23 protein-coding genes are annotated in these 18,871 nt (G+C 69.0%); 12 read left to right on the forward strand and 11 right to left on the reverse strand.

The window, feature by feature from the left end; genetic code table 11:
• Positions 1 to 23: 23 nt before the first annotated feature.
• Positions 24 to 308 carry a DUF4164 family protein gene (locus tag AAHG09_RS00220; protein WP_342104318.1) on the reverse strand — a complete coding sequence of 95 codons (285 nt, stop codon included), beginning with the start codon at positions 306 to 308 and terminating at the stop codon, positions 24 to 26.
• Positions 309 to 739: 431 nt separating this feature from the next.
• Here AAHG09_RS00220 and gap point away from each other — a divergent pair, with 431 nt between their 5' ends.
• The 7 genes from gap to AAHG09_RS00255 all read left to right on the forward strand — a co-directional run bounded on the left by gap (position 740) and on the right by AAHG09_RS00255 (position 6,842).
• Positions 740 to 1,783 carry a type I glyceraldehyde-3-phosphate dehydrogenase gene (gap, locus tag AAHG09_RS00225; protein ID WP_342104320.1) on the forward strand — a complete coding sequence of 348 codons (1,044 nt, stop codon included), beginning with the start codon at positions 740 to 742 and terminating at the stop codon, positions 1,781 to 1,783.
• Positions 1,784 to 1,873: 90 nt separating this feature from the next.
• The gene (locus AAHG09_RS00230; protein WP_342104322.1) at positions 1,874 to 2,350 is read left to right on the forward strand and encodes a hypothetical protein; all 477 of its coding nucleotides are present in this window, start codon (positions 1,874 to 1,876) and stop codon (positions 2,348 to 2,350) included.
• Between the two features lie 23 nt (positions 2,351 to 2,373).
• Positions 2,374 to 3,576 (forward strand): phosphoglycerate kinase, encoded by a 1,203-nt coding sequence (locus AAHG09_RS00235; protein WP_342104324.1) that lies wholly within the window; start codon positions 2,374 to 2,376, stop codon positions 3,574 to 3,576.
• A 91-nt stretch (positions 3,577 to 3,667) separates the two neighbouring features.
• Positions 3,668 to 3,913 carry a hypothetical protein gene (locus AAHG09_RS00240; protein WP_342104326.1) on the forward strand — a complete coding sequence of 82 codons (246 nt, stop codon included), beginning with the start codon at positions 3,668 to 3,670 and terminating at the stop codon, positions 3,911 to 3,913.
• A 151-nt stretch (positions 3,914 to 4,064) separates the two neighbouring features.
• Entirely contained in the window at positions 4,065 to 5,135 is a 1,071-nt protein-coding gene (gene fba / locus AAHG09_RS00245) for a class II fructose-bisphosphate aldolase (protein ID WP_342104328.1), read from the forward strand.
• 19 nt (positions 5,136 to 5,154) lie between these two features.
• Complete coding sequence (locus AAHG09_RS00250; protein WP_342104330.1) at positions 5,155 to 5,802, forward strand: thiamine phosphate synthase; 648 nt, start codon at positions 5,155 to 5,157, stop codon at positions 5,800 to 5,802.
• Positions 5,799 to 6,842: a tetratricopeptide repeat protein gene (locus AAHG09_RS00255; protein WP_342104332.1), complete on the forward strand. Its 1,044-nt coding sequence runs from the start codon at positions 5,799 to 5,801 to the stop codon at positions 6,840 to 6,842. Before AAHG09_RS00250 ends, AAHG09_RS00255 begins: the two co-directional genes overlap by 4 nt.
• Positions 6,843 to 6,846: 4 nt before the next feature.
• Here AAHG09_RS00255 and AAHG09_RS00260 read toward each other — a convergent pair whose 3' ends face one another.
• Genes AAHG09_RS00260 through AAHG09_RS00270 form a run of 3 tightly spaced genes read right to left on the reverse strand, consistent with a single transcriptional unit; the run spans position 6,847 to position 8,136 of the window.
• Complete coding sequence (locus tag AAHG09_RS00260; RefSeq protein ID WP_342104334.1) at positions 6,847 to 7,287, reverse strand: cupin domain-containing protein; 441 nt, start codon at positions 7,285 to 7,287, stop codon at positions 6,847 to 6,849.
• A complete protein-coding gene (locus tag AAHG09_RS00265; RefSeq protein ID WP_342104336.1) occupies positions 7,284 to 7,697 on the reverse strand; it encodes a carboxymuconolactone decarboxylase family protein in 414 nt (137 codons plus the stop codon). Before AAHG09_RS00265 ends, AAHG09_RS00260 begins: the two co-directional genes overlap by 4 nt.
• Before the next feature lie 13 nt (positions 7,698 to 7,710).
• Positions 7,711 to 8,136, reverse strand: coding sequence for a DUF779 domain-containing protein (locus AAHG09_RS00270; protein WP_342104337.1), 426 nt, complete (start codon positions 8,134 to 8,136; stop codon positions 7,711 to 7,713).
• A gap of 163 nt (positions 8,137 to 8,299) precedes the next feature.
• Here AAHG09_RS00270 and AAHG09_RS00275 point away from each other — a divergent pair, with 163 nt between their 5' ends.
• Together AAHG09_RS00275 and AAHG09_RS00280 are read left to right on the forward strand one after the other, a co-directional pair.
• Positions 8,300 to 8,596: a hypothetical protein gene (locus AAHG09_RS00275; protein WP_342104339.1), complete on the forward strand. Its 297-nt coding sequence runs from the start codon at positions 8,300 to 8,302 to the stop codon at positions 8,594 to 8,596.
• Complete coding sequence (locus AAHG09_RS00280; RefSeq protein ID WP_342104340.1) at positions 8,593 to 8,922, forward strand: hypothetical protein; 330 nt, start codon at positions 8,593 to 8,595, stop codon at positions 8,920 to 8,922. Before AAHG09_RS00275 ends, AAHG09_RS00280 begins: the two co-directional genes overlap by 4 nt.
• A 74-nt stretch (positions 8,923 to 8,996) precedes the next feature.
• Here AAHG09_RS00280 and adh read toward each other — a convergent pair whose 3' ends face one another.
• From adh to AAHG09_RS00310, 6 genes are all read right to left on the reverse strand, one after another.
• Positions 8,997 to 10,520: an aldehyde dehydrogenase gene (adh, locus tag AAHG09_RS00285; RefSeq protein WP_342104342.1), complete on the reverse strand. Its 1,524-nt coding sequence runs from the start codon at positions 10,518 to 10,520 to the stop codon at positions 8,997 to 8,999.
• 337 nt (positions 10,521 to 10,857) lie between these two features.
• Positions 10,858 to 11,205 (reverse strand): DUF3325 domain-containing protein, encoded by a 348-nt coding sequence (locus AAHG09_RS00290; protein ID WP_342104344.1) that lies wholly within the window; start codon positions 11,203 to 11,205, stop codon positions 10,858 to 10,860.
• Positions 11,202 to 12,722 carry a PepSY-associated TM helix domain-containing protein gene (locus tag AAHG09_RS00295; protein ID WP_342104346.1) on the reverse strand — a complete coding sequence of 507 codons (1,521 nt, stop codon included), beginning with the start codon at positions 12,720 to 12,722 and terminating at the stop codon, positions 11,202 to 11,204. The genes AAHG09_RS00290 and AAHG09_RS00295 overlap by 4 nt, the downstream gene beginning before the upstream one ends.
• A complete protein-coding gene (locus tag AAHG09_RS00300; protein ID WP_342104348.1) occupies positions 12,719 to 13,045 on the reverse strand; it encodes an iron transporter in 327 nt (108 codons plus the stop codon). Before AAHG09_RS00300 ends, AAHG09_RS00295 begins: the two co-directional genes overlap by 4 nt.
• Positions 13,046 to 13,428: 383 nt before the next feature.
• Positions 13,429 to 13,677: a hypothetical protein gene (locus tag AAHG09_RS00305; protein WP_342104350.1), complete on the reverse strand. Its 249-nt coding sequence runs from the start codon at positions 13,675 to 13,677 to the stop codon at positions 13,429 to 13,431.
• Between the two features lie 108 nt (positions 13,678 to 13,785).
• Positions 13,786 to 14,586, reverse strand: a complete 801-nt coding sequence (locus AAHG09_RS00310; protein ID WP_342104352.1) for a cold-shock protein — start codon at positions 14,584 to 14,586, stop codon at positions 13,786 to 13,788.
• Positions 14,587 to 14,899: 313 nt separating this feature from the next.
• Between AAHG09_RS00310 and AAHG09_RS00315 the strand changes: the two genes are divergently transcribed.
• The 3 genes from AAHG09_RS00315 (at position 14,900) to AAHG09_RS00325 (ending at position 17,317) form a co-directional block, all read left to right on the forward strand.
• Positions 14,900 to 15,373 carry a response regulator gene (locus tag AAHG09_RS00315; protein WP_160535872.1) on the forward strand — a complete coding sequence of 158 codons (474 nt, stop codon included), beginning with the start codon at positions 14,900 to 14,902 and terminating at the stop codon, positions 15,371 to 15,373.
• A 110-nt stretch (positions 15,374 to 15,483) separates the two neighbouring features.
• Positions 15,484 to 16,566: a Ppx/GppA phosphatase family protein gene (locus AAHG09_RS00320; RefSeq protein WP_342104356.1), complete on the forward strand. Its 1,083-nt coding sequence runs from the start codon at positions 15,484 to 15,486 to the stop codon at positions 16,564 to 16,566.
• Between the two features lie 25 nt (positions 16,567 to 16,591).
• Positions 16,592 to 17,317 carry an RlmE family RNA methyltransferase gene (locus tag AAHG09_RS00325; protein ID WP_342104358.1) on the forward strand — a complete coding sequence of 242 codons (726 nt, stop codon included), beginning with the start codon at positions 16,592 to 16,594 and terminating at the stop codon, positions 17,315 to 17,317.
• 221 nt (positions 17,318 to 17,538) lie between these two features.
• On the opposite strand, the gene AAHG09_RS00330 is transcribed toward AAHG09_RS00325, so the two are convergent.
• The gene (locus tag AAHG09_RS00330; RefSeq protein WP_342104360.1) at positions 17,539 to 18,648 is read right to left on the reverse strand and encodes a DUF4167 domain-containing protein; all 1,110 of its coding nucleotides are present in this window, start codon (positions 18,646 to 18,648) and stop codon (positions 17,539 to 17,541) included.
• Positions 18,649 to 18,871: the final 223 nt, after the last annotated feature.

An 18,871-nucleotide genomic window follows, 5' to 3' on the forward strand; every position in this document is an offset into this window, starting at 1 on the left:
GGATCCGAGGGCGGAAAGTCCGGTCAGGCGCGTCCGAGAACGTCCTGGACCGTCTCGATCGCCCGGTTGAGACGGTGCCCGACCTCGCCGGTCGTCGCGGTGACCTCCGCGAGCCGGGCGCTCGCCGCGTCGAGGGCGGCGGCCAGCCGCGCGCGATCCTCGTCCATCAGCGCCAGTTCGGCGTCGCGGTCGTCGGGCTGCGCGGCCTTCTCCAGACGGTGCTGGACGACGGCGTCCATACGGTTCACCGCCGCCTCAAGCCGGGCGAGCGCCTCGTCGATCACGCTGGGTTCGGTGTCGTCGGCCATGATCTTCCGTCCGTTCCGGGCCCAAGCTTTCCGTCGAATGCACGCGGAATTCCAGCGCAAAATAGCGTCCGCAGCGCGGATCGCGCCACGCAGCAAATCGAACGCGAAGTTCCCTGTTTATTGGACGATGAATCCAAGGTCTTTGTTACCGCGATGCGTTTGACAGGTCGGGGCGCCATGCTAGACAGCCGCGCGCTCCCGAACAGGGCCGCGCCAGACAGGCCGGATGATCGGCCCGCGAGAGTCCCGAGGCGTCGGCCCGCACTGTGCGCTCCGATGGCCGCGGGGGCGACGTCCAGGCTTCCCCGGCCCGGTTCATCGCCGGTTCAAGCCCGCCCGCCCAGATCCGCGCGACCGAGGTCTGCGCGATATGGGGGCGGAACCTGGGAGCGGGACATCGGGATCCGCCCCAAACCTCACCCCGCGCGGTGATGCGCGGCTTGAGGGCCGCATCAGGAAGGAGTGACGCCGTGACGAAGGTTGCCATCAACGGGTTCGGACGCATCGGCCGCAACGTCCTGCGCGCGATCGCGGAAGCCGGCCGCAGCGACATCGAAGTCGTGGCGATCAACGATCTGGGCCCGGTGGAGACCAACGCCCACCTGCTCCGCTACGACTCCGTGCACGGCCGGTTCCCCGGCGAGGTCGCGGTGGACGGCGAGTTCCTGGTGGTGAACGGCAAGCGCATCAAGGTCACCGCCGTGCGCAACCCGGCCGAGCTGCCGCACCGCGACCTCGGCGTCGACATCGCGATGGAATGCACCGGCATCTTCACCTCGAAGGACAAGGCCAAGGCCCACCTCGACGCCGGCGCCAAGCGCGTCCTCGTGTCGGCCCCGGCCGATGGCGCCGATCTGACGGTGGTCTACGGCGTGAACCACGACAAGCTGACGCGCGAGCACCTCGTGGTCTCGAACGCCTCCTGCACCACCAACTGCCTCGCCCCCGTGGCGAAGGTGCTGGACGAGGCCGTGGGCATCGAGCGCGGCTTCATGACCACGATCCACTCCTACACCAACGACCAGCCGTCGCTGGACCAGATGCACAAGGATCTCTACCGGGCCCGCGCCGCGGCGCTCTCGATGATCCCGACCTCGACGGGCGCCGCCAAGGCGGTCGGCCTCGTCCTGCCGGAACTGAAGGGCAAGCTCGACGGGACCGCGATCCGCGTGCCGACCCCGAACGTCTCGGCGGTGGACCTCGTGTTCACGGCCAAGCGGTCGACCTCGGTTCAGGAGATCAACGACGCCATCAAGGCCGCCGCCTCCGGTCCGCTCAAGGGCGTGCTCGGCGTGACCGACCGGCCGAACGTCTCGATCGACTTCAACCACGACCCGCACTCGTCGACCTTCCACCTCGACCAGACCAAGGTCATGGACGGCACCTTCGTGCGCATCCTGTCCTGGTACGACAACGAGTGGGGCTTCTCGAACCGCATGGCCGACACCGCCGTGGCGATGGCCAAACTCATCTGAACCGGCTTGCGAACGGCCGTCGTCCCGTGACAGGACGGCGGTCGTTCGCCCGATCGGGCGGCCTCACCTCGAACCAGGATTGGGCCAGGGATGACCGACGCTTCGCAGGCCGGATCGGCCGTACCGAACGCGACCGCATCGCAGGCGGCCACGCCGAATGCCGTGCAGCCCGTTCCGCAATCGGCCCCGCCGCCGGCCGGCGGCTCTCCGTCCCACGCGCTGCCCGCCAATCAGCTGTTCGACCAGCTGGCGCGGATCGAGGACAAGTGTTCTCGGATCGAGGACAAGTATGCCCGCTCCGAGGCACTGCTGTCGCGCGTCGAGGACAAGGTCGAGAACGCCACCAGCCGGATGAACGAATCCGCGCGGCAGACCGATCTCGCGGCTTTGCGGGCGGAGATGCGCGGGATTTCCGAGCGGACGCGGCGTCTGCCCGGGACCGGCGCCCTGGTCCTGACGGCCGTCATCACCGCCATCCTGACCGTCGTGCTGATGGTCGCCGTCGAGCGTCTGAACCTCGGCCGGCTCCTGCCGCAGCCGGGCGCGATCGGCACCACCGCCCAGTAATTCAAGGACCGATACAGGACCCCATGAGCGCCTTCCGCACCCTCGACGATGCCGGCTCCCTCAAGGGCAAGCGGGTTCTGATGCGCGTCGATCTCAACGTGCCCATGGAGAACGGGCGGGTCACCGACGCGACCCGCATCGAGCGCGTGGCGCCGACGATCCGCGAGGTCGCCGAGCAGGGGGCGAAGGTGATCCTGCTCGCCCATTTCGGCCGGCCGAAGGGCAAGCGCGAGCCGAAGGATTCCCTGGAGCCGGTGGTTCCGGCCCTCGGGCAGGCCCTCGGGCGCACGGTCGCCTTCGCGCCCGACTGCGTCGGCGAGGAGGCCGCAAAGGCGGTGGCGGCCCTCAAGGACGGCGACGTGCTGCTCCTCGAGAACACCCGCTACCATGCCGGCGAGGAGAAGAACGAGGCGGCCTTCGCCGACGCGCTTGCCGCGAACGGCGACGTCTACGTCAACGAGGCCTTCTCGGCGGCGCACCGCGCCCATGCCTCGACGGAGGGGCTGGCGCATCGCCTGCCGGCCTATGCCGGCCGCGAGATGCAGGCCGAGCTCGACGCCCTGACCAAGGGCCTGGAATCGCCCCAGCGCCCCGTGATCGCGCTGGTCGGCGGCGCCAAGGTCTCGTCCAAGATCGACCTTCTCGAGAACCTCGTCGCCAAGGTCGACATGCTGGTGATCGGCGGCGGCATGGCCAACACCTTCCTGCACGCGCAGGGCAAGGCGGTCGGCAAGTCCCTGTGCGAGAAGGATCTTGCCGAGACCGCCACCCGCATCCTGGCCGCCGCCGAGAAGGCCGGTTGCCGGATCATCCTCCCGGTCGACGCGGTGGCGGCGACGGAGTTCAAGGCCCAGGCGCCGCACGAGACCGTCGCCGTGGATGCCGTGCCGGAGACCAGCATGATTCTCGATGCCGGCCCGCACTCGGTCGCCGAGATCAACGCCGCCATCGACGATGCCAAGACGCTGGTCTGGAACGGCCCGCTGGGGGCCTTCGAACTCAGCCCCTTCGACGCCGCCACGGTGGCGGCCGCCAAGCACGCGGCGTCGCGCACAAAGGCGGGGCAGCTGGTCTCGGTGGCGGGCGGCGGCGACACGGTCGCGGCCCTCAACCACGCCGGCGTCGCCGGGGACTTCACCTACGTCTCCACCGCGGGCGGCGCCTTCCTCGAGTGGCTGGAAGGCAAGGAACTTCCGGGCGTCGAAGCCCTGCGGGCGAAGGGCTGAGCGCGGCGCTCTACTCTCCTCCCCACGCGCCGCGACCCCATCTATACTCCCGGCCCTCATCAGCCGGGGGGCCGAGTCGATGGGTGACAATGTGGAGAACGCGACGTTCGAAATTCTGAAGGGCATTCAGGCGAGTATCGCGAGCCTGCGGGACGAGACAGTCTTGCGCTTCGACAGGCTTGAGGCGCGCATCGATCGCCTCGACCTCGGGATGCGCAAGGATCGGCGCAACGCCGCCGGCATGCTCGTGATGATGCGCGCCACGGCGGGCGATTTCGATGCGCGGGTCAGCGAGGTCGACGAACGTGTCGCGGCCCTGGAAAGCAGGACCGGTTGACATTTTTCCGGTGTGAAATGCTCAGTTTTGCCTCGGAGATTGACCCAACGCGAAGCTCTCGGCAGACCGGCACGATAAAGCCCAGCTGAGTGCTCGCATCGCGACCGGCGAGCGGCCAGACGATCACACGCCGAACAGGAAGACAGTCACGATGGCACGCATCACCCTCCGACAGCTCCTGGATCACGCCGCCGAGCACGAGTACGGCGTACCCGCCTTCAACCTGAACAACATGGAACAGGGGCTCGCCATCATGGCGGCCGCCGACGCCACCGATTCCCCGGTGATCCTCCAGGCGAGCCGCGGCGCCCGCGCCTATGCCAACGACGTCGTGCTCGCCAAGCTGATCGATGGCCTCGTCGAGATCTACCCGCACATCCCGGTCTGCATGCACCTCGACCACGGCAACAACGAAGCCACCTGCGCCACCGCGATCCAGTACGGCTTCACCTCGGTGATGATGGACGGCTCGCTGAAGGCCGACGGCAAGACCCCGGCGGACTACAACTACAACGTTGAGATCACCCGCAACGTCACCAAGATGGCCCACTGGGCCGGCGTCTCGGTCGAGGGCGAGCTCGGCGTGCTCGGCTCCCTGGAAAGCGGCCAGGGCGAGGCCGAGGACGGCCACGGCGCCGAGGGCACGCTGAGCCACGACCAGCTCCTGACCGATCCGGACGAGGCGGTGAAGTTCGTCGAGGCCACTAAGGTGGATGCGCTCGCGGTTGCGATGGGCACCAGCCACGGCGCCTACAAATTCACGCGCCAGCCCGATGGCGATGTGCTGGCGATGAACGTGATCGAGGAGATCCATCGTCGTCTGCCGACGACCCACCTCGTCATGCACGGCTCCTCGTCGGTGCCGCAGGATCTGCAGGATATCATCAACCAGTATGGCGGCCAGATGAAGCCGACCTGGGGCGTGCCGGTCGAGGAGATCCAGCGCGGCATCAAGCACGGCGTGCGCAAGATCAACATCGACACCGACAACCGGATGGCGATGACCGGTCAGATCCGGAAGGTGCTGACCGAGAACCCCTCGGAGTTCGATCCGCGCAAGTATCTGAAGCCCGCCATGGAGGCGATGACCAAGCTGTGCAAGCAGCGCTTCGAGGAGTTCAATACGGCGGGCCAGGGCTCGAAGATCCGGCCGATCTCGGTGGCCGATATGGCCAAGCGCTATGCCAGCGGCGAACTCGATCCGAAGATTGGCGCGCGCTGAGAGCATCCGGGCCGTTGCGATGAGTCACGATACGCGTCTCGCCCTGCTCGGGCCGCACGGCCTCGACGCGGCCGGCACGGAGGCTTTCGCGTCGGCCCTCCGGGCCGCCTGCGGCGCCGGCGATGTCGCGGCCGTGATCCTGCGGCTGGCCGCCACCGACGAGCGCGGGCTCACCGCCCAGGTCAAGCAGGTGGCGCCGGTAGCGCAGGAGCACGGGGCGGCCCTTGTGGTCGCCTGCCCGGGCTTCACCGGCGATCTCGCCGCGGTGGCGATCCGCGGCGGCGCCGACGGCGTCCATGTCGACAAGCCGCGTGACCTGAAGGACCTCCGGGACCGCCTGCGGGATGGGCGGATCCTGGGTGTCGGCGGCACGGAGACCAAGCACGCCGCCATGGAGGCCGGCGAGGCGGGTGTCGATTACGTGATGTTCGGCGGGCTGTATCCGGATGGCGCGGCCCCCGATGCCGAAACCGTGCTGGCGCGCGTCTCGTGGTGGGCGGAGATCTTCGAGACACCCTGCATCGCCGTCGCGACCAGCGCCGACGCGATCGGTCCGCTCGCCGCGACGGGCGCCGAGTTCGTCGGGCTGGAGAGCGGGCTCTGGCTGTCCGATCCCGCCGCCGTCGCGCAGGCGCAGGGCGCGCTCGCGCAGGTGCCGACGCGATGAGGCGGGCGATCTGCGGAGCTCTGGCCGTCGTCGGGGCCGTATGGGTGGTGCCGGCTTGGGCCGCGGGTCCGAGCGATCCGGCGAAGAGCGCGGCCCAGCCGATCGGCGCGCAAGGCCCAGGGCTCGGCAAGAAACCGTTGCCGGAACTGCCGAGCCCCTACACGCCGAACTACACGCGGGGCGCCGTCCCGCCCGCTGGCGGCCAGCCGGCCGATCTCGCGTATGGCGCGTATCAGCGCGGGCAGTACGTCACTGCCTTCCGGGAGGCGACCAAGCGCATCGAGGCCAATCCCAAGGATGCGCCCGCGATGACGCTGCTGGGCGAATTGTACAATCAGGGCCTCGGGGTGAAGCAGGATCCCGTCAAGGCCGCCGATTGGTATCGCCTCGCCGCGGCCCAGAACGATGCCGCCGCCATGTCGTCCCTCGGCCTGATGGCCCTCGACGGCCGCGGCATGCCGAAGGATCCGAAGGCCGGCCGCCGCTGGCTCGAACAGGCCACGGCGCACGGCTCACCCACGGCGGCCTACAATCTCGGCTTGATCCTGATCGGGACGGGCAAGCCGTCGGATGAGGCGGCGGCCGCCGCGCAGTTCCGCAAGGCGGCGGACGCCGAGATCGGCCCGGCCCAGCACGATCTCGGCGTGCTCTACCTTCAGGGTCGCGGCGTCCCCAAGGATGCCAGCATGGCGGCGTCCCTGTTCCGGCGCGGTGCCGACAATGGCGATCTGGCCAGCGAGATCGAGTACGCCATCCTGTTGTTCAACGGGAACGGCGTCACGAAGGACGAGCGTTCGGCCGCCCGCTACTTCCTGCATGCGGCTTCGCGGGGGAACGCGATCGGGCAGAACCGCATCGCGCGGCTCTACGCAGTCGGCCGCGGGGTGGCCAAGAATCCCGTCGAGGCCGCGGCCTGGAACCTCGCCGCGGCGGGCCAGGGCCTGTCCGACGCGTGGCTGGACCAGACCCTGTCTGGCCTTTCGTCCGAGGAGCGGGCCCGCGCCGAGCGGCTCGCCAACGAGCGGATCGAGCAGCGCTGAGGCTCTACGCCTCGGCCTTCGACCAATCCACGCCGCCCTCCAGTTCCGGCAGCAGCACGACGCTTTCCTGCTCGTTCGGATCGGTCCGGGCGATCACGGCCGTCACCGGTTCCGCCTGGCTCCGGTTGTAGGGCAGGTGCGGGACGTCCGCGGCGATGTAGACGAACTCGCCGGCCCCCGCGATCGCGTGGTGCTCCAAGCGCTCGCCCCAGAAGCAGCCCGATACGCCCGACAGGACGTAGATCGCGGTCTCATGCGATTCGTGCTTGTGCGCGTGGGCGCGCTCGCCGGGGGGAATCTCCAGGAGCTGCATATGCAGCGCCTTCGAACCGACCGCCTCTGCCGATATGGCCGGCCGGTAGAGATGCCCCTGCTTGCCCCGGAACGGCGCACTCTCGTGCACGACGCGGAGGCCCTTCTTCGACGTATCGGAACCGGAATTCATGACGCCTCCCCGACCTTGAAGGCGGCATCGACGGGGATCTGCATCCCGTTGACCAGCGCGTTGGTCTGGTTCGCCATGCCGACCACCGCCAGGAATTCGCCATGCTGCTCGGGCGTCAAGCCCTTCGCCTGCGCCGCAGCGGTGTGCGAATGGATGCAGTAGGGACAGCCATTGGCGATCGAGACCGCGATATAGACCAGCTCCTTGGTCAGGGGATCGAGCGTCCCGGGGCCCATGACGGCCTTGAGACCGGTCCAGGTCCGCTCGAGCAGCGCGGGATCGTTGGCGAGCCCGCGCCAGAAATTGTTGATGAACGCGGAGCCGCGCGTCGCCCGGATATCCGCGAAGACCGCCCGCACCCGTGGATCCGCCTCGGCTTCGGCATCGGTCCAGAGCGTCACGGTCGCCATGGCGGCATGGTCCTCAGAGCTTGCAGGCGCCTTCCAGGGCACGATTCTCGGCGTCCGAGAACAGGCGGGAGCGGATATGGAAGCGCTTCTCGCGCCCATTCTCAAGCGAGAACATGCCGCCGCGCCCGGGCACCACGTCGAGGATCAGGTGGGTGTGCTTCCAGACATCGAACTGCGACCGGCTGATGAAGAAATCCGCGCCGCCGACCTGGCCGAGATGCACGTCGCCGTCGCCGACGAGGAAGTCGCCCACCGGGTAGCACATCGGCGAGGAGCCGTCGCAGCAGCCGCCCGACTGGTGGAACATCACGGGGCCGTACTCGGCGCGGAGTTCGTCGATCAGGTGCAGGGCCTTCGGAGTCGCGGTGACCCGCAGCGGCGTGCCGTCGGCGCCGACCTGCTCCGCGGTCGTGGCTTCAATCGTCGCGTCCAGGCTCATGCTGTCCTCCCCGGTGTCGGTGTTGATATGCGTGCGCGGCTTTCAAGTTCCACATTTGCGTCAACGGACCGGTCAAGCTGGTGCCAGACCGATCGCTGCCGCGTTGCCCGCCGAGAACGCCCCCACCGGGGGCTCCGGAGAGCCCTGCGGGCTGATCGAGACCATGACCCGACGCAAAGCCGTTTCCTGCCTCACCCTGATCGTGGCCATCGCGTCGGCGGGCCCGGCCGGCGCCGATCCGCTGACGCTGCGGGTCCAGCCCCGGACCCAGCCGCTGTTCCTCCAGCATGCCTGGCACGTCGCCGGGAACCCGAACGTCACCTCCGACAACCCGATGGGCGTCGTCGGCTGGGATGGTCCGCCCGACGATGTCCCGAGCGTCAGTGCCGATGCCGGGCCCATGCCGCCCGGCTCCATCGCCAATGTGCCCTACGAGGGCTTCGGGTACGGCGTCTATTGAGCCGCCTGCTCGTCATCCCGCTTTCCGTTGCCCTGGCGATTGGGCCCGCCCTGGCGCGCGAGGATGTCAACGCCCCCGCGCGGGAGGCGGAACTGCGCACGTGCCTCAATCACCCGGATTGGGTCGCGCCGCCCGATGCCGTGATCGCCGACCGGGCGTCGTTCTGCGCCTGCTACGCCGATGGCGCGGTGACAGCGCGGCTCTGGGAACTCGAGAAGGCCGAGGCCAATCAGGGCGAGGAGGTCCGTCAGCCGGTGGCGGACCGCACCATCAGCCTGCATGACCGCACCTCCGCCGCGATCGCCGCATCCTGCCTGAAGCGCTGACCGCCGCCTTTGAAAAAGCCCCGGCCTTGCGGCCGGGGCTGAAGTTGTCTCGGGGGGTTAACCCGGGCAGAAGCTCAGAAGAAACCGAGCTTCTTGGCCGAGTAGCTGACCAGCATGTTCTTGGTCTGCTGGTAGTGATCGAGCATCATCTTGTGCGTCTCGCGGCCGATGCCGGACTGCTTGTAGCCACCGAAGGCCGCATGGGCCGGATAGGCGTGATAGCAGTTCGTCCAGACGCGGCCGGCCTGGATCGCCCGGCCGAAGCGGTAGGCGCGGGTCCCGTCGCGGGTCCAGATGCCGGCGCCGAGGCCGTAGAGCGTGTCGTTGGCGATGGAGAGCGCCTCGGCATCGTCCTTGAAGGTCGTGACCGACAGGACCGGCCCGAAGATCTCCTCCTGGAAGATGCGCATCTTGTTGTGGCCGCGGAACACCGTCGGCTTCACGTAGAAGCCCTCGGCGAACTCGCCGTCCTTCACGTTGCGCTCGCCGCCGGTGAGCAGCTGCGCCCCCTCCTGCTTGCCGATGTCGATGTAGGAGAGAATCTTCTCCATCTGCTCGCCCGAGGCCTGGGCGCCGATCATCGTGGCCGGATCCAGCGGCGAGCCCTGGGTGATCGCCTCGACGCGCTTCACCGCCCGCTCCATGAAGCGATCGTAGATCGACTCGTGGACGAGCGCGCGGCTCGGGCAGGTGCAGACCTCGCCCTGGTTCAGGGCGAACATCGTGAAGCCTTCGAGGGCCTTGTCGAAGAAGTCGTCGTCCTCGTTCGCCACGTCCGAGAAGAAGATGTTCGGCGACTTGCCGCCCAGCTCCAGCGTCACCGGGATCAGGTTCTGCGAAGCGTACTGCATGATGAGGCGGCCGGTGGTCGTCTCACCCGTGAAGGCGATCTTGGCGATCCGCGGCGAGGAGGCCAGCGGCTTGCCGGCCTCGAGGCCGAAGCCGTTGATCACGTTGAGGACGCCCGGCGGCAGCAGGTCGCCGATGATCTCCATCAGCACCAGCACGGAGGCCGGGGTCTGCTCGGCGGGCTTCAGGACCACGCAGTTGCCGGCGGCGAGCGCCGGGGCGAGCTTCCACACCGCCATCAGGATCGGGAAGTTCCACGGGATGATCTGGCCGACGACGCCCAGCGGCTCGTGGAAGTGGTAGGCGACCGTGTCGTGGTCGATCTCGGAGATCGAACCCTCCTGCGCCCGCACGCAGCCGGCGAAGTAGCGGAAATGGTCGATCGCCAGCGGGATGTCGGCGTGGGTCGTCTCGCGGATCGGCTTGCCGTTGTCCCAGGTCTCGGCGAGCGCGAGGAGATCGAGGTTCTCCTCCATCCGGTCGGCCATCTTCAGAAGGATCCGGGCACGCTCGGCCGGTGCGGTGCGGCCCCAGGTCTCCTTGGCGGCGTGGGCGGCGTCCAGCGCCTTCTCGACGTCCTGCGCGTCGGAGCGGGCGACCTCGCAGATCACCTTGCCGGTGATCGGCGAGGTGTTCTCGAAGTAGCGGCCGGCCGCGGGGGCGACCCACTGGCCACCGATGAAGTTCTCGTAGCGGGCCGAGAAGGGCGACTTCACCTTGGAGTCGCCGAGAAATTCCGGCTTGTTCATCGCTTTGTTCCCTCCACTGGCCCCGGCCTCGCGAACCGCGGCTCTTGGGCTTTAGCGCGTGCTCGGGCGGCCGTTTCGTCCGGCCAGGTCCGGTTCCGCTATGGTCACAGCCAATGGCTTTTGGCCTGTCGAATCAAGGTGGACTTTTGGCCAGTGCGCGAGTGCGGAGATCCTACGCCGATCCGGACAGGACCGCGAGGGGACACTGGTGCCCGTGTTTCGAACGGTCGAAACCCGCGATGTCTCAACGCTGAACCTACGTTGTCTCTGCAGAAGGCGCTGCGCCTTCCGTCCGTTGGCGGACCGTCGACGGCCTGCCCTGGGCGCGGCCTGCCGGTCACCGCATGAGGGCGAGCGGCAGCGTCAGGGCGGCGAGCGGAAGCGCCGCCAGGGCGGCGGCCCGAAGCGATGTCGGCCGATAGGCGATCAAGGCGACGACGGCGAGGGCCGCGCCGGTCAGCGCGCCGATCCACTGGACCGGTCCGAAACTCCACCCCGCGAAGGTGACTGCCGCCGCGAAGGACAAGCCGAGGCCCGACCAGCCGGCCGCGCGCAGGCTTCCGATCCGCGCCTGGGATACCGGCGATCGGAACACCGCGCGGTGATGCCGATCGAGGCTCAGGGCCAGGGCGGAGAAGCCCGAAAAGGCCAGCAACAGGCTCAGGATGAGCGCCGGCACGGTCACGCTTCAGCCGTCCCGTGCAGGCGGGTCCGGACCGGATAACGCGCCAGGGCGCGCCGGCCCGCAAGCCGCGCCGCGCCGAGCAGCAGCAGGCCGACAGCCGCCATCGCGAGATCGAAGCCGACGAAACGGACCTCACCCACCGTCAGGGCATCGACCCCCGGGATCGCAAGGAACGCGAGGCCCGGCACCGCCAGGGCCATTGGCCACGCGAGCGGTCTCGGGTAGAGCGCTGAGGCCAGGGCCGCCAGCACCCAGACCGCGAAGAAGGCGCCAATCTCCCACTCCGCCCGTGCGTCCAGCGGGACCGGAAGCAGCCGGTTGGCGAGGAAATAGGCCGCAAGGCCCGCGGGGAGCCCGGCGATGGTGCCGAGATTGAGGATGCGGACGAGGTGCAGGCCGAGCCCCTCCGGCGCGGCGTTCTTCGGCGCCCGGGCGACGCTCCAGAGCACGAGTCCCGTCGCCACCGTGGCGGCCCCCATGAGCCCGCAAAGGAAGAACAGGAACCGCAAGGGGGCGGCCGCGAAATGCGCCTCGTGGAGACCCACCATGACGGCACCGGTTCGCGTGGCCGCGCCGGCCTCGCCGACACGTCCGAGTTCCGCGCCCGTCGCTGCGTCGTAGGCGATCTGGGGATGAAGATGGGCGAGGCCGGGGGGCTCCTCGAAATAGGCGGTCACGCTCGCGGCCGCGTCGCCCGGATTCGAGACCATGACGAGTTCGGGCGTCTCGCCGGTGGCGGCCATCGCCCGCGCCACGATCTCGCCGAGGGGCATCGCCGGGCCCGGGTGGCCGGCCGGCGGGCGACCCGCGACCATGATGCCGGCATCGGCGTAATACCGCAGGAGATCGCCGTGATAGGCCGCCTTCACCGCCCAGGGCATCAGCATCGCCGAGAGCGTCACGAGGCCCGTATAGACGATCATCAGGTGAAACGGCAGCGCCAGAACCCCCATGACGTTGTGGGCGTCGAGCCAGCCGCGCTGCGCCGACCGGTCCCGGCGGAAGGTGAAGAAATCGACGAAGATCCGCCGATGGGTCACGATGCCGGAGATGAGCGCGATCAACAGGATCATCGCACAGGCGGAAACGATCCAGCGTCCCCACATCGGCGGCAGGTTCAATTCGTAATGGAAGCGATAGAGGAAGTCGCCGCCCTGCGTATCGCGGACCGCCGCGCGCTCACCCGTCACAGGATCGAGCAACGCGTGATGGAAGGGACCGGCAAAGCTTCGCCACCAGTAGACGGTAACGGCCGGGCTGCCGGCACTCGGCAGCATGACGGACCATCCTGCGGCGTCGGGCATCGTTCGTTGGAGGAAGGCACCCGCGCGGGTCGCTGCGGCGACCGGATCAGCCTGCGCGTCCGTCAGTTCCGGCCGCATCCAGTGTGAGACCTCGGTTCGGTAGTAGCTAGCCGTGCCGGTCACGAAGATCGCGAACAGCACCCAGCCGACCACGAGGCCGGACCACGTGTGCAGCCACGCCATCGACTGGCGGAAGCTCCTGGGTCGGCTCATGCCGCCCCCCCGGGCTGGAAGGCTCCCGCCAACCACAGGGCGGCAATCAGCACGGCGGTAGCGAACCCGAGTCCCAGGGCGGCGCGCCCGAGCGTCGGTGCGGCAAAGACCCAGACCACCGCCGCGGCCATGATGGCGAAGCTCGCCACCAGGGCGGCCGAAACGGCCTCGGCCCTGGCGCCGGGCAGGATCAGGGCCAGCAAAGCACTCGCCAGCGCGGCCACGGCATAGCCGCCGATGCCGGCCATGAGCACACGTCCGGCCACTGCTAGACGGTACGCGCGCATCGAGCCCGTCCGCGCGCCAACCGGACCGGCGCTCATGGCGCCCCCTCGCGTATCCGTGAACCCATGGCGCGACCTAACCGCGGCCTGCGGGGTGACGCAACGGCTATGTTCGAGAACGATTCCAGTGAGGCGAGAACGACTTAGAACGGTTTTGAACTGGCCGGATCGCAAGTCGTGTGGGCCTGCCGGGGCGGTGTCATCGGCTGACCCCAAACCTCCCCCTCATCTTGAGGTGCCGGAGCGCAGCGGAGGCCTCGAAGGAGCCCTTCGGAAGTCACCGCGATCCCTGGAGCCCTCCTCCGAGGCCCGCTGACGAGGCCGCCTCAACATGAGCGGGGTTGGGCAGGCGATTCGTGCGTGAGGGGTTCGGGGCCGCTTAAGAGCGCTGAAGCGTCGTTTTCCGCAGGCGGCAACACTCGTCAGCGCCCGGATGGCGAGGCAGGGCGGGCCGCCTCGGATCGGCGCAGGGCCAGGGCCGCGTCCCGCGCGCTGGGCGGCAGATCGGATCCGGCCTCAATCCCGAGGGGCCGCGACTCGTGCGTGATCCGGTCGCGCTCGTGTCCCCGGGCGTAGCCGGCGTTGATCCCGGCGTAGAAGCCGGTGAAGTCCCCGGCCTGTGCCTCGCTGGCGAAGGCGAGCAGAAGCATCAGGAGCAGTTTGCGGCGCATGGCGGACTCGAAGGGCGAACCCGGAAACGAAGCGAGCGGCGGCTCCGATCGGAACCACCGCTCTCCTCTCACGAAGTAGATCGCGGCGGCAGAGCCGCCGCGACACTCTCAGTCTTCGACGTTGATGCTCGAAGCCTCGCGGCCCTTCTGGCCCTCGACGACGCCGAGGGTGACCTGCTGACCTTCGGCCAGCGAGTCGAGGCCGGCGCGGGACAGGGCCGAGCGGTGGACGAACACGTCCTTTCCACCGTCATTCACCGAGACGAAGCCGAAACCCTTGGCCGGGTCGTACCACTTCACGGTGCCGGTCATCTCCACGGAGGGACCGCTGGCGAAGCGGCCACCGCCGCCGCCGCCGCCGGCACCACCGTAACCACCGCCACCGCCGCCACCAAAGCCGCCGCCGCCGCTGGCCCCGCCGTAGCCGCCGGTGCGCGGACGGAACTCGCGGCGCGGTGCCGGTGCTTCAGCCGTGGACGTATCGACGCTCGTGACGCTGGTGACCTGCGGGCCCTTCTGACCCTGTGCCGTGGTCACCGTCAGGCGGGTTCCCGGCATGAGATCAGCGTGGCCCGCCGCTTCGACGGCCCGGATGTGAAGGAAGGCGTCGCCCCCACCATCACCCAGCTCGACGAAGCCGAAGCCCTTCTCCTTGTTGAACCACTTGACCGTGGCATCCCGCTCGGGCCCGGTTGCAACCGGTGCCGCACCGCGGGACGGGCCGCGGTCGAAACCGCCGCCGCCGCCACCGTAGCCGCCACCGCCGCCACCGAACCCGCCGCCGCCACCGCCACCGCCGTACCCGCCGCCGTATCCGCCGCTGGGGGGAGCCTGGTCAGGCCATCTCGGCTCGCCACTCTCGTCGAAGCCGCGCTTCTGCGGCCCTCTGAAATCACGACCACGTCCCATAGAAAGCTCGCAAAAACCGTCCGCCGCCCTTGTCTCGAATACCGCGTGCGCGCCATCCCAGACAGCCCACGCCCCGCACTATCATTACCCCAGGTCGCGGTAACCAAGAATAACGCCCCAGTCCTGACGCAATCGGGCCTTGACCGCAAGGACCTTGTTGGCTCAAAGGCGCCCGTTTCGTTACTTTCTTGCGGTAAACAACGCAGGCGACGGTAGCGGCCCTGCATAATCTTTCACATGCGCGAGAACGCGTTAGCGAAGCGCAAACGGTACCCGGCTAGGAGGGGTGTCGCGTCCCGCACTGCGACCGGCCATGATCGCGACCCCGACCTTCCCCGACCTCTCGGCCCTCGTCGTCGACGAGAGCCTCTACATCCGCCGAATCGTGCGCGACATGCTGATGCGCGTCGGCATCAAGCGCGTGCTGGAGGCGCCGGATGGCGCGGAGGCGCTCGGCGTCCTCGCGGAGAGCAAGCCGGATATCAGTATCATCGACTGGGATCTCTCGATCCTTTCGGGTGAAGAGTTCATCCGGCTGGCGCGCACACCGACGACCTCGCCCTGCCCGACCATCCCGATCATCCTGATGCTGGCCCAGCCCCGCCGGAACGTGGTGGATCGCGCGGTGGCGCTCGGCGTCAACGAGATCATCGCCAAGCCGTTCTCGCCCAAGACCCTGTGGTCGCGCCTGGATGAAGTCATCAACCGTCCCCGCCCTTACTCGCAGGTGAAAAGTCTCTTGCGCCCTATTCCGCGCCGGGCCGGAATGATGAAAGCGGTCGCCTGAGCATGGCTGCGATCGGACGTTGCAGTTCCCTGCCGAGCCTGTAGGGTCACATTTCCATTCAGGCCGAGCGCAGCGCTCCCGGCCGACCCGAAGGATCGACGGCCGCGCCGATGAGGGACGAGACCGCCGCGGCCGCGCCGTCCCGAATCCAGATCGGCGCAGGGCCGCACCAAACGCCGGGTTCCCTGACGGGCCGCGAGCGCCGTCGCCCCGCCTACGGGGCACTGGACCTCGGCACCAACAATTGCCGCCTGCTGATCGCCGAGCCGACCTTCAGTGGCTTTCGGGTGATCGACGCGTTCTCGCGGATCGTCCGGCTCGGCGAGGGCCTCGGCACCTCCGACCGGCTGAACGATGCGGCGATCGAGCGAACCGTCGAGGCCCTGCGCATCTGCCGGTCGAAGATGCAGGCCCGCGGCGTTCAGCGGGCCAAGGTGATCGCCACCGAGGCATGCCGGCTCGCCGTGAACGGGGCGGCCTTCGTCGAGCGGGTCCGGCGGGGGGTAGGCCTCGATCTCGAGATCGTCGATCGCCAGACCGAAGCCTATCTCGCGGTCACCGGCTGCGCCGCGCTCGCCGACCCGCTCGCCGAATCGGTCGTGATCTTCGATATCGGAGGCGGGTCGACGGAGATCGCGTGGCTCGACGGCGAGGCCGCCAACCCATCGACCGACCCGACGCTGCGGATCCGGGCCTGGGATTCGCTTCCCGTGGGCGTGGTGACCCTCGCCGAGCGCCATGGCGGCGCTGAGGTCACGCGGCGCATGTTCGAGGGGATGGTCGAGGAAGTGGCCGAGAAGCTGTCGCCCTTCGCGATCCGTGCGGCTTCGGCCGCGACGGCACCGCATTTCCATCTGCTCGGCACCTCCGGCACCGTCACGACCATCGCGGCGATGCATCTGCGCCTTGCGCGCTACGAGCGGCGGCGCGTCGACGGCCTGTGGATGAGCGATGAGTCCGTCACGACCGCCATCGACGACCTGCTCGATACGCGCCTTGAGCAGCGGGCCGACAACCCCTGCATCGGCCGCGACCGGGCCGACCTCGTGCTCGCCGGCTGCGCGATCCTTGAGGCGATCCGCCGGGCCTTCCCGTCCGATCGCTTGCGGATCGCCGACCGGGGCCTGCGCGAGGGTCTGCTGATGAACATGATGCGGGAGGACGGGGTCTGGAACCGGAAGGCGGTCCGATGAGGGTATCGCCGTTGGAGGCGACGCGATGAGCGACCGGCGCGGCGGCGCGAGTTCCGGCGGTGGCGTGCGTGGGGAGCTGAAGCAGCGGGTCAAGACCGGCCGCGGACGAACCCTGTCGCAGAAGCGCTGGCTGGAGCGCCAGCTCAATGATCCCTACGTGGCCCGGGCCAAGCGCGAGGGCTACCGGTCCCGCGCGGCCTACAAGCTCATCGAGATCGACGAGCGCTACAAGCTGCTGCGGCCCGGCCAGCGGATCGTCGACCTCGGCGCCGCACCGGGCGGCTGGTCGCAGGTCGCGGCGCGCATCGTAGGGCCCTCCGGCAAGGTCGTCGGCATCGACCTGCTGGAGATCGAGCCGATGGTCGGCGTCGAGTTCATCACGCTGGACTTCCTGGATCCGGAAGCACCCGCCAAGCTCGTCGCGCTGCTCGGCGGCCCGGCCGATCTCGTGATGTCCGACATGGCGGCCAACGCCACCGGCCACAAGAAGACCGATCATCTGCGCATCATCGGCCTCGCCGAGACGGCTGCGGAATTCGCGCGCGAGGTACTGGGGCCGGGCGGCGCCTACCTCGCCAAGGTGCTGCAGGGCGGCACCGAAGGGGCGCTGCTGACCGATCTGAAGCGCGACTTCGCCACCGTCCGCCACGTGAAACCCGCGGCGAGCCGCGCCGATTCCAGCGAACTCTACGTGCTGGCGACCGGGTATCGCGGGTTATCCGCCGGCACGACCAGCCCGGACGAGGACTGAGCGCGACCGCGATGCCGGTCGCCTGGGCGCCGTTGCTGATCGACCTCGTACGGCGCGACGAGATCGCATTCTCCGGTGAGATCGACCGGCGCCGTCGGTTGATTCAGCGGGGCCATTCCTGGCCAGATTGGCGCGCCGCTTGAGATTGACGATCAAAACCGAAAAGACCGCCCCGGTTGCCCGGGACGGTCCTTGAAGCGCTGATTGCGCGTCTCGTCAGATCACTCGGTGGATGCGTCGTCCGAAGACGTGCGCGCCTCACCCTCTTCGGCCACGCTCTCGAAGCGCGGGCGGCGCCGGCGGCGCGGCTTGGCGGCCGGGGCCTCCTCGGCAGCGGTCGCTTCCGGCTCCGGGGCCGCCGGCGGCTCGGCCGCCGGAACGGGACGGGCGGGGGCCATCAGGAAGGCCGGCAGGCCGGTCGGATCCTCGGCGGCAACCGGCGTGGCTTCGCGGCGGCGTTCGCGGCGGGGCGCGGCTTCCGACCGGGTCGACTCGCTGCGGGGCGCGCGCTCCGGACGGGCCTCCGAACGCGGCTCCTGCCGGGTCTCGGGACGCGGCTCGGCGCGCATCGGCTCACCGCGGCCGTTGTCGTAGCGGCCCTGATCGACGCGCGTGTCCTGGCGGCTCTCCGGACGGTTTTCCTGGAACCCCTCGTTCCGGTTGTCCGTGCGCTCCTGTCGATAGTCCTGCCGGCTATCCGGGCGGTTCTCTGGCCGGGTCTCCTGCCGGTTTTCCTGGCGCGCGTCCTGCCGGCCGTAATCCTGCCGGTCCTGACGGTTGGCCTGTCGCTCCTGCCGGTAGTCCGGGCGCTGGTAATCCTGCCGCTGGTAGTCCTGGCGCGGCTGATCCTGCCGGCGGTAATCCTGGCGGCCGTTGTTGTCGAAGCGGCGCTGGTCGCGGTTCTGGAACCGGTCCCGGTTCTGGCGCCCGTCCTGATTCAGGTCGCCGCGGTTATCGTAGGGCTGCGGCTGCTGGGCCGGATCGCCGTCGTCGTAACCGTTGTAGCCATGGCCGTTCGGCGACGCGCCGTTGCCCTGACCGTCCTCGTCGCCCTCGTCCATCTCGTCGTCGTAGGGACGGCTCGCGTAACCGCCGGTATTGGCCGGACGCGTCTGTTCCTGGGCGCCCGAAACGATCCGGAAGTAGTGCTCGCCGTGCTGGAAATAGTTCTCGGCCGCGACCGGATCACCCGCCGCCAACGCGTCGCGCGCGAGCTGGGCGTACTTGTCGGCGATGTGCTGAGCGGTGCCGCGGATTTTGACGTCGGGACCGTTGGATTCGTACGAACGCGTCAGCGGGTTCGGACCTTTCGGCCGATTCCGGCCGCGCATCCGTCGATTCTGGTTTGGTCTCATCGGTCTGTAATGACCCTCGTTCACGCAAACGACTGTCTTCGGAAGCGCCCGATCGGCATTTCAAGACGCGAACCGGTCAAGCGCACCCGGTGGCGCCGCGCGTGCGGCCGCTCAGCGACCTTCGCGTCTGTCTGACCATCCCTCGCCTCGCGCGCCCAAGCCGGGCGCCGGAAACCGGCTGATTGTCAGGTTCGAGTGC

This window comes from Methylobacterium guangdongense, assembly GCF_038442355.1.
GTDB classification, from domain to species: Bacteria; Pseudomonadota; Alphaproteobacteria; order Rhizobiales; family Beijerinckiaceae; genus Methylobacterium; species Methylobacterium guangdongense.

What these genes read in the sequence shown, in the direction of transcription:
- AAHG09_RS00220 (WP_342104318.1), bottom strand. Translation starts at nt 308, where the DNA reads ATGGCCGACGACACCGAACCCAGCGTGATCGACGAGGCGCTCGCCCGG.
- gap (WP_342104320.1), top strand. Translation starts at nt 740, where the DNA reads ATGCGCGGCTTGAGGGCCGCATCAGGAAGGAGTGACGCCGTGACGAAG.
- AAHG09_RS00230 (WP_342104322.1), top strand. Translation starts at nt 1,874, where the DNA reads ATGACCGACGCTTCGCAGGCCGGATCGGCCGTACCGAACGCGACCGCA.
- AAHG09_RS00235 (WP_342104324.1), top strand. Translation starts at nt 2,374, where the DNA reads ATGAGCGCCTTCCGCACCCTCGACGATGCCGGCTCCCTCAAGGGCAAG.
- fba (WP_342104328.1), top strand. Translation starts at nt 4,065, where the DNA reads ATGGCACGCATCACCCTCCGACAGCTCCTGGATCACGCCGCCGAGCAC.
- AAHG09_RS00250 (WP_342104330.1), top strand. Translation starts at nt 5,155, where the DNA reads ATGAGTCACGATACGCGTCTCGCCCTGCTCGGGCCGCACGGCCTCGAC.
- AAHG09_RS00255 (WP_342104332.1), top strand. Translation starts at nt 5,799, where the DNA reads ATGAGGCGGGCGATCTGCGGAGCTCTGGCCGTCGTCGGGGCCGTATGG.
- AAHG09_RS00260 (WP_342104334.1), bottom strand. Translation starts at nt 7,287, where the DNA reads ATGAATTCCGGTTCCGATACGTCGAAGAAGGGCCTCCGCGTCGTGCAC.
- AAHG09_RS00265 (WP_342104336.1), bottom strand. Translation starts at nt 7,697, where the DNA reads ATGGCGACCGTGACGCTCTGGACCGATGCCGAAGCCGAGGCGGATCCA.
- AAHG09_RS00270 (WP_342104337.1), bottom strand. Translation starts at nt 8,136, where the DNA reads ATGAGCCTGGACGCGACGATTGAAGCCACGACCGCGGAGCAGGTCGGC.
- AAHG09_RS00275 (WP_342104339.1), top strand. Translation starts at nt 8,300, where the DNA reads ATGACCCGACGCAAAGCCGTTTCCTGCCTCACCCTGATCGTGGCCATC.
- adh (WP_342104342.1), bottom strand. Translation starts at nt 10,520, where the DNA reads ATGAACAAGCCGGAATTTCTCGGCGACTCCAAGGTGAAGTCGCCCTTC.
- AAHG09_RS00295 (WP_342104346.1), bottom strand. Translation starts at nt 12,722, where the DNA reads ATGAGCCGACCCAGGAGCTTCCGCCAGTCGATGGCGTGGCTGCACACG.
- AAHG09_RS00300 (WP_342104348.1), bottom strand. Translation starts at nt 13,045, where the DNA reads ATGAGCGCCGGTCCGGTTGGCGCGCGGACGGGCTCGATGCGCGCGTAC.
- AAHG09_RS00305 (WP_342104350.1), bottom strand. Translation starts at nt 13,677, where the DNA reads ATGCGCCGCAAACTGCTCCTGATGCTTCTGCTCGCCTTCGCCAGCGAG.
- AAHG09_RS00310 (WP_342104352.1), bottom strand. Translation starts at nt 14,586, where the DNA reads ATGGGACGTGGTCGTGATTTCAGAGGGCCGCAGAAGCGCGGCTTCGAC.
- AAHG09_RS00315 (WP_160535872.1), top strand. Translation starts at nt 14,900, where the DNA reads ATGATCGCGACCCCGACCTTCCCCGACCTCTCGGCCCTCGTCGTCGAC.
- AAHG09_RS00320 (WP_342104356.1), top strand. Translation starts at nt 15,484, where the DNA reads ATGAGGGACGAGACCGCCGCGGCCGCGCCGTCCCGAATCCAGATCGGC.
- AAHG09_RS00325 (WP_342104358.1), top strand. Translation starts at nt 16,592, where the DNA reads ATGAGCGACCGGCGCGGCGGCGCGAGTTCCGGCGGTGGCGTGCGTGGG.
- AAHG09_RS00330 (WP_342104360.1), bottom strand. Translation starts at nt 18,648, where the DNA reads ATGCGCGGCCGGAATCGGCCGAAAGGTCCGAACCCGCTGACGCGTTCG.